1 protein-coding gene is annotated in these 8,910 nt (G+C 73.9%); it reads right to left on the reverse strand.

Annotated features, from left to right (window positions below):
* Positions 1-8,910 (reverse strand): SDR family NAD(P)-dependent oxidoreductase (locus AN218_RS03460; RefSeq protein WP_070015138.1); only part of this gene is annotated, 8,910 nt, incomplete at both ends.

Here is an 8,910-nt window from a genome sequence, read left to right on the forward strand (position 1 = left end):
CACCGACCATCCACACTCAACATCCCCGCACGGGAAATGCTGATGTGGCCGTCGATGCTCACCATCGTGTTGACGCCGCCCGCGATCGCCATGTCGGAATGGCCGTCGTGAATTGCCTGAATGGCGCGGTGCATTGCGATGAGCGAACTGGAACAGGCGGTGTCCACGGGCTCGCTGGGACCGTGCAGATCGAGGAAATGGCTCATCCGGTTCGGGCCCATGCAGGGCGCGGCCCCGGTTGCGTCGTATCCCTCGATCACCGGTGAATAGCGGCTGACCATGCTTCCGTAACCGGTGTTCGTCGTCCCGACGAAGAGAGACGTGCCGGTGCCGGCGAGACTGTCCGGCGCATAGCCCGCGTCCTCCAGGGCCTTCCAGGTGTGGAGCATCAGCAGCCGCTGCTGCGGGTCCATCAACTCCGCTTCCTTGGGCGAGATGTCGAAGAAGAGCGGGTCGAAGTCGCCCACGCCGTCCATGAATCCACCGGACGTCACGTTGGTCTTGTTGGGCTCCTTGACGGGGTCGCCGTAGTACTCGCGCCAGTCCCAGCGATCCGACGGCACCTCACGAATACAGTCCCGCCCCTCACGCAAGTTCTCCCAGAACTCCGCCAGATCATCCGCCATCGGAAAACGCGCGCTGATCCCGATGACGGCGACGGGCTCCTCCGCAGCACCCGCCCCCGGGGCCGCGGCGAAAGCCGGAGCCGGAGCCGGAGCCGCCGCGGGCGCGGGCGCGGGCGCGGCGGGTTCACGTACGGACGTCTCGGTGACGGACGTCTGCGCGGCGGGCGGCTCGGCCGCGACCGGTTCGGGGGTCTCCTCGGTCACCAGGCCGGTGAGCCGGTCGGCGTGCCGGTCGAGGAGATAGCGGGCGACGGCCTCCAGCGTCGGGTGCTCGAAGAACAGCGTCGGGTCCAGCATCAGCGAGAACTCCGCGTTCACGGCCGCCGCCAGCTCCGCCAGCGACAGGGAGTCCACGCCGTACTTGCTCATCTCCTGCGTGGCGCTGATCTTCTCCGCGGGCACCCGGAGGATGCGGGACGTCAGCTCCCGCAGCCGCTTGACCAGCGCACGGCGCAGCGCGTCGCCATCGTCCGCCGCCACGGGGGCGGTTGACGGTGCCACGGGCCCGCGCGCCGGCACCGGTGCAGGTTCCGGCGCCGGCACCGGCTCCGGCATCTGCGCCTGCACCGGCTCCGGCTGCGGCTCCGGCGCGAAGCGGTCCGCGTACTCCTCCAGCAGATGTCCCGCGACCCCGTCGAGCGTCGAGTGCTCGAAGAGCACCGTCGGTACGAGCGACAGCCCGTACTCGCCGTTGAGCAGCGTGACGAACTCCGTCAGCGAGATCGAGTCGAAGCCGTACTCGCTCAGCTCGACCCCGCCCTCGATCTCCTCCGCCGGTACGTCCAGCAACTCCGAGAGATGGGCGGCGAGTCGGCCGACCAGCGCCGTGTGTGACATGGCCTCGTTCCGTTCGTCGTTCGCGTCCGCCGGGGTCCGGCGCCGCTCGTCCGTCTCCCGCTCCGCGTCCGGACCGTCCGGACGAGCCGAACCGTCGGAGCCCTCGGAACCGTCGAGCAGCACCGACGCGATGCGCTCGCGGTCGCCGAACGCGGTCAGCGCGTGCGGCAGTCCGCTCCCGTACAGGCGCTCCAGCGCCTCGAACCCCTCACGGGCACGCAGCGGCCGCATTCCGGAGCTCTGGTGGATGCGGCGCTCCGTGGCCGCGTCCACGTGCATGCCGCCGTCCGCCCACAGGGGCCAGCCGACCGAGAGCGAACGGCCGTGGCGCTCGCCGCGGTCCGCCAGTCCGGCGCGGTGGGCGACGTACGCGTCCAGGAAGGCGTTGGCCGCCGCGTAGTCGGCCTGGCCGGGGTTGCCGAGCACCGACATCGAGGAGAAGACGAGGAAGAAGTCCAACTCCAGTGCGGCGGTGGCCTCGTCGAGGTGCACCACTCCCCCGGCCTTCGGGGCGAAGACCTCGCCCAGGTACTCCGGGGTCTTGTGGGCGACGAAGCCGTCCCGCAGCACTCCGGCACTGTGGATCACGCCGTCGAGCCGTCCGTGCCGATCCACGACCTGCCGCACGAGCCGGACGACGTCCGTACGCCTGCCGACGTCGAGGCTGTGGTACTCCGCGTGTGCGGCGCCCGACTCCCGCAGCTCGCCCAGGAGTTCGCGCTGTGCCGCGCCCTCCGGGGAGCGGCCGCACAGCACCAGTACGGATCCGGGCGCGGTACGGGCGATCCTGCGGGCGAACAGCGCTCCGAGGCCGCCGGCGCCGCCGGTGACGAGATGGACCCCGCCCGGCTTCCAGGGCTGATCGCCGCGCTCCGGACGGAAGCCGTGCCACTGCCGCACCAGCCGTTCGCCGCCCGTGCGGCGCACCGTCGCCACGCCGGGCTGCGCGGCCTCGGCGTCGAGGTGGGCGCAGAGCGTCGCCGCGTCGGCGGCGTCGACGGCGTCGGTCTCGACGAGCTGCGCGGCCAGTCCGGGGTGCTCCGCGCAGGCCGTACGCAGCAGACCCGCGAGCCCCGCGAAGAGCCGGCCTTCACCGTGCGCGGGGACCGCGACCTGGAGCAGGACGCGCTCCTCCCGTACGCGCGGCAGGAGTTGCTGCACCTTCGCCAGCAGCGCCTGGGCCTGCCGGGTGTACTGCTCGGGCAGACCGGCGCCGCCGGGCAGCGCCGAGCACGGGACGCCCGAGCGCTTCCGCACCTCCGCCGCGTCGACGGACTCCGGACCGGCCAGCAGAATCTCCCGGTACGGTGCCGGGCGCTCCTCCCGTACGTCTGCGGAGGGCACGGCGCGCCAGACGGGACGGGCGAAGACCAGGGAGCCGTCGGCGGGCGCGCCGGGATCGGCGGCGTCCGGAGCAGGGGACGCGGCGGCGGACCCCGCTCCGGTCGTCGCTCCGGCCTCCGCTCCGGACCGCGCCCCGGTCGTCACCGACGGGGTGGCGCCGGGGAGTTCGCGGGTGCTGAAGCCGAGGAGCCGTACGCACACCGTGCCCTCGTCGTCGCAGATCTCCACGTCCATCCGCCGGACCGGGCCCTCGGCGGCCCCGTCCGCGGGACGGGCCACGGCCCAGCCGCTCTCCGGGCTCGCGGCGAGCACATGCACCTGCTCCACCGCGAAGGGCAGCGCGGCCGTCAGCCCGTCGGACTCCCCGTCCAGGGCCAGCCCGACCGTCGCCTGCAACGCCGCGTCCAGCAGGGCGGGATGGAGCGTCCAGGGGTGTCCGTCCCGTGCCTCGCGCGGAACGCGCAGCCGGCCGAGCGCGAGCCCGCGGCCGACGTGCAGCTCCTCCAGACCGCGCATCGCGGCGCCGTACGACATCCCGGTGGCGCCGAGCAGCGCGTAGCACTCCGCGTGGTCCAGGCTCCGTACGTCGCACCGCTCGCGCAGCGCGGCGAGGCCGAGCCGGGCGGGCGCGCCGCCGGGACGCGGTTCGATCCGGCCCCGGCCGTGCACCAGCCGCCGTGCGCCGTCCCGGACGGTGGCGATCTCGTATCCGAACGTGCCGTCCGCGGCGCGTGGTTCGAGCACCGTCTCCACGGAGAGCGGCTCGGTGACACGGGCCGGGCGGGACCAGACGACGTTGCGCAGCAGCACACCGCCGGGGACGAGGCCGCCCTGTGCGGTCGCCGCCGCGTGCGCGAGTTCCAGATACGCGACGCCCGGCAGTACGGGGACGCCGCCGACCCGGTGGTCGTCGAGGAAGAACTCCTCCCCGGTCAGCGCCAACGCCCGGGCGTACGGCCGGGGTTCGGCGGACGGCCCAGATTCGCCACCGGATTCGCTGATCCCGTACGTGCCGTACGTGCCGTCCGTTCCATCCGTCCCGTCGGGGGTGTCCCCGGGCAGCGGCCCGGTCCAGTAGTGCTCGCCGCCGAAGGGGTAGCCGGGCAGGGAGACGACGCGGAAGTCCCCGTCGGCGTACAGCGGTGCGAAGCGCGCGACCTCGCCCCGTACGTACAGCTCCGCGAGCGCGGCGAGGTTTCCGGGGCGGTCGTGCTCGGCCATCAGCACCTCGGCGCGGGCCGGTTCGCCGCTGCCCTCGCCGCCCTCGCCGCTGTGCTCGGAGCGGGGCGACTCGTCGGCCTCGCCCGTCCACACGCCCTCGGCACGGCCGTCGCGCAGCCAGCCCCGCAGCGCCGCCGTCCACTGCTCGCGGTCGGCCGCGACGCACGCCAGACGGTGAGCGCTGTGGCGGCGTCCCGTGGAGAGCGTCCAGGCGGTGTCGCCGAGGTCGAGGTCCGGGTGGCGTTCGGCGTGGTCCAGCATCCGCTCGGCCTGGGCGCGCAGCGCGGTGCCGTCCTGGCCGGAGAGCACCAACAGCCACTGTGCGCGCCCGTGTCGGCGGGTGCGGGCGGCGGCGTCGGACGGTGCCTGTTCGATCAGGACGTGCGCGTTGGTGCCGGCGGCGCCGAAGGAGCTGACGCCCGCGCGGCGCGGCCCGTCGGCGGGCGCCCGCCAGGGCAGCAGTTCGGTGTTGACGTGGAAGGGGCTGTTCGCGAGGTCGATGGCCGGGTTGGGCCGGGTGAAGTGCAAGGAGGGCGGGAGCTGTTCGTGGTCGAGCGCGAGCAGCACCTTGAGGACCCCCGCGACTCCGGCGGTGAACTGGGTGTGCCCCACGTTGCTCTTGATCGTGCCCAGCGCGCATCCGCCCGTCGGCGCGTCCGCGAACACGGCGCGCAGCGCCTCGAATTCGATCGGGTCGCCGAGCGGTGTGCCGGTGCCGTGCGCCTCGATGAGCTGGATCCCGGACGGGGCGACGCCCGCGCGCTCGTACACGTCGCGGACGAGGTTCTCCTGAGCCGCGCCGCTGGGTGCCGTGATGCCGTTCGTGGTGCCGTCCTGGTTGACGCCCGAGGAGCGGATCACGCCGTAGACGCGGTCGCCGTCGCGCAGCGCGTCCGACAGCCGCTTGAGCACGACGACTCCGGCGCCCTCGCCCGGTACGAACCCGTCCGCGGCGGCGTCGAAGGCGTGGCAGCGCCCGGTGGCCGAGAGCATCCGCGCCTTGCCCGAGTACTGGTAGAGCCGCGGCGTCGCCTGGATGAACACACCGCCCGCCAGCGCCATGGAGGTCGTGCCCAGCCGCAGGTCCTGGCACGCGGTGTGGATGGCGACGAGCGAGCTGGAGCAGGCCGAGTCGACGGACATCGCCGGGCCGTCCAGGTCGAGGAAGTAGGAGATGCGGGAGGCGATGACCGAGGCCATGTTGCCCCACATCGTCTGCGGCGGGCGGTCGGCGCCGATCAGCTCGTGGTAGTCGCCGGGGTAGGCGCCCACGTAGACGCCGCAGCCCCGCCCGTCCAGGCGCTCCCCCGCGTAACCGGCGTCCTCGAGGGCGTGCCAGCACTCCTCCAGGTAGATGCGCTGCTGCGGGTCGGCGTACGTGGCCTCGTTGCCCGAGACGCCGAAGTACAGGGCGTCGAAACGGGCGATGTCCTCCACGAAGCTGCCGTGTTCGGTGCGTCCGCCGCTGATCTGCGACAGGTCCCAGCGGGTCACCTCGCCGACCAGGTCGTCGCCCGCGGCGAGATGTGCCCACAGGGCCTCGGCGTCCGGCGACTGCGCGAAGCGGGCGGAGAGGCCGACGACGGCGACGGCGTCGTCCTCCGCGCGGGCGGCTCCGCGGCCCTTCCCCCTTGCGTCGGTACGGAGGGCGGGCGGGCCGGACGTGGTGGACGTGGTGGACGTACCGGACCCGGCCGCGTCCGGGGCGCCCCCCGGTGCGCCGCCGCGCACCCAGTGGCTCCTGCGCTGGAAGGGGTACGTCGGCAGCGGTGTGCGACGGGCGCCGGAACCGGCGAACAGCGCGGCGAAGTCGGCGGGTTCACCGGCGAGGTAGCGGTCGCGGGCCAGCTCCTCCGGCCCGGCGCCCCGGGCCTCGCCGACGTCCCCGGTCTTCGCGGCCTTCCCGGTCTTCGCCGCCTTCCCGGCGTCTCCGGCCTCCCCGTCGAGCCAGTCGTCGAGCTGACCGATCAGCTCCTCGCGGGTGCGGGCGACGAAGGCGGCGCGGTGCGCGAAGTGGGCGCGTCCCGTCGCCAGGGTGTGGCTGACGTCGACGAGGACGGCGTCCGGCGTGCTCCGCAGATGGACGGCCAGATCGCGGACGCGCTCGCGCAGCGCCGCCGGCTGGGGCGCGGACAGCGGGAAGACCCGGGGCAGTCCGGGCTCCTCCACGGCGGCGGCGCCGGAGAGCGGGGACCGCCCGGGACGCGCCGGTGCCTCCTCGACGACGAGATGGCTGTTGGTGCCGCTGAAGCCGAACGAGCTGAGGGCGGCGGCACGGCTGCCGCCCGCGTTCGGCTCCCAGGGGCGCAGTGAGGTGTTCACGTACAGGGAGCCGCCTTCCAGCCGGATCTCGGGGTTGCGGTCGCGGTAGTGCAGGGAGGGCGGGATCTGCCGGTGCCGCAGCGACAGGACGATCTTCAGCAGACCCGCGACGCCCGCCGCGGACGTGGTGTGGCCGAGGTTCGTCTTGATCGAACCGAGCGCGCAGCCGCCGGGGACGTCGCTGCCCTCGAACACCCGCCGCAGGGCGTGGCATTCGATGGGGTCGCCGAGCTGGGTGCCGGTGCCGTGGGCCTCGACCATGCCGATCTCGGACGGGTCGATCGCGAAGTCCTCGTAGACCTGCCGCAGCAGCCGTTCCTGGGACAGGGCGCTGGGCGCGGTGATCCCGTTGGTGGCGCCGTCCTGGTTGACGCCCGAACCGCGGATGACGGCGTGCACGTGGTCGCCGTCGCGCAGCGCGTCCGAGAGCCTGCGCAGCACCACGACGCCGACGCCCTCGCCCGGTACGAACCCGTCCGCGGCGGCGTCGAAGGTGTGGCAGCGTCCCGTCGGCGAGAGCATCCCGGCGCGGCTGGCCGAGAGATAGGTGGCCGGAGTGGTCTGCACGCTGACGCCGCCCGCCACGGCCATCTCGGTCTCGCCGCTCCACAGTCCCTGGCAGGCCAGATGCACGGCGACCAGCGAGCTGGAGCAGGCCGTGTCGACCGCGATGGCCGGGCCCTGGAGGTTGAGGTGGTAGGCGATGCGCGCGGGGACGATCGAGGGCGCGTTGCCCCAGACGGCCTGCGCGGGCGGTGCGTCCTCGAAGTGGTCCTTGTAGTCGCCGCCGGTGCAGCCGACGTAGACGCCGCAGCGCATGCCGTCGGTCGAGGCGCCGCCGTGCCCGGCGTCCTCCAGGGCCGTCCACGCCTGTTCGAGGAAGAGGCGCTGCTGCGGGTCGGTGTAGGCGGCCTCGCGGCCCGACAGCTTGAAGAAGCGGGCGTCGAAGCGGTCGATGCCGTCGAGGAAACTGCCGCTGCGGCAGGTCAGTTCGTCCTCGCCGTAGGCCGAGAGATCCCAGCGGTCGATCGGCCCGACGAGGTCGTCGCCCGCGGCCAGATGCCCCCACAGGGCGTCGAGATCGTCGGAACCGGCGAAGCGTCCGCTGACACCCACGACGGCGATGGGCTCCCGGCCGTACGGGGCGGAACCGGGCACGGTGGCATCGGGCCCGGTGACATCGGACGCCACAACGGGCCCGTGCTCCCGCTCCGGGGCGCGCCCCGACTCCCGCTCGGCCGGGGGCTCCTGAGCGGTGGCCGCCCCGGTACCGCCCGGCGCAGGCGAGGTCGGACGGTGGTCCTCCACGATGTGCGCGGCCAGTTCGTCGACGCTCCGGTAATCGAAGATCACCGTCGTCGGCAGGTCCAGGCTCAGTTCCTCGTTGAGCCGCCGTACGAAGCGCGCACCGACGATGGAGTCCAGGCCCACGTCCGCGAACGCGCCCGCCCGGTCGATCCGTTCCGCCGGCAGCCGCAGCGCGTCGGCCAGCTCCGTCTCGACGACGTCGGCGACCACGCGCACGTCCGGACCGCCGGAGGTCTGCGGACCGCCCGCCGCCGAACCGCCGGGCCCGCCCGGCTCGTTCACCGTGCCCGCCGCCGAACTCGCCGCGCTCACCGCCGTGTTCGTCTCCGGCGGCGCCACGGCCGCCGGTGCCGCCGGTGCCGCCATTGCCACCGGTGCCGCGTCCGCCACCGGGCCGCGGGCCAGTCCGTCGCTGTGGGCGGTCACGATCTGCTGCCCCAGGGCGCGGGCGTCCCGTGCCGGGTCCGCGACGCCGGTGAAGCCCTCCTGCGTCAGCACCCGGCGCCAGCTCTCCGGAGGCAGCGCGGGGCTGCCCGGCGCCCGCAGTTCGGCGTCGCCGTAGAGCCACCAGCCGTCCAGCAGGCCGAAGGTGAGGTGGTTGACGAGGTAGAAGCCGCTGATCTCGTTCAGCGCCAGCATTCCGCCGCCGCGCAGCAGCGACTTGGCGTGCCGCAGCGCGCTCCGTACGTCGTCCGTGGCGTGCAGCACGTTGGCGGCGATCACCACGTCGTACGCCCCCGCGTCGAAGCCCTGCGTCCGCGGTGCCCGTGACACGTCGAGGGTGCGGCAGGCGAAGTGGGCCCGGCCGGGCCCGAAGGCGTCCTCGGCACGCTGGAGGAAGGCGAGGGAGAGGTCGGTGAAGCAGTACTCGGCCAACTCCAGGCCCGCACGCTCCAGTTGCTCCAGCACGGGCGCGGTGGTGCCGCCGGTGCCCGCGCCGATCTCCAGTACGCGCAGCCGCGCCGCCGGGTCGGCCGCGCGGCGGCCGTGCAGGAACGCCGTCACCTGTGCGGCGAGTACGGCGTTGAAGTGCGCGGCCACGGCGTTGTCCCGGTAGACGCCCTCCACCAGGGAGAACGACCCCTCTGGGAACAGCACATCGGTCGCCGGGATCCGGCCGCGCAGGATGTCGGCCAGCGCGGGCAGCGTACGGCCCAACAGCCCCGTCGGCGCCCGCAGATCGGCGTGCGCGGAGGCCCACCGCTCGGCCGCGCGCTCCCACTCGGCCAGGCAGGCGGCGGCGTCCGCCGCG

It is taken from the genome of Streptomyces nanshensis, assembly GCF_001751255.1.
Classification (GTDB): domain Bacteria; phylum Actinomycetota; class Actinomycetes; order Streptomycetales; family Streptomycetaceae; genus Streptomyces; species Streptomyces nanshensis_A.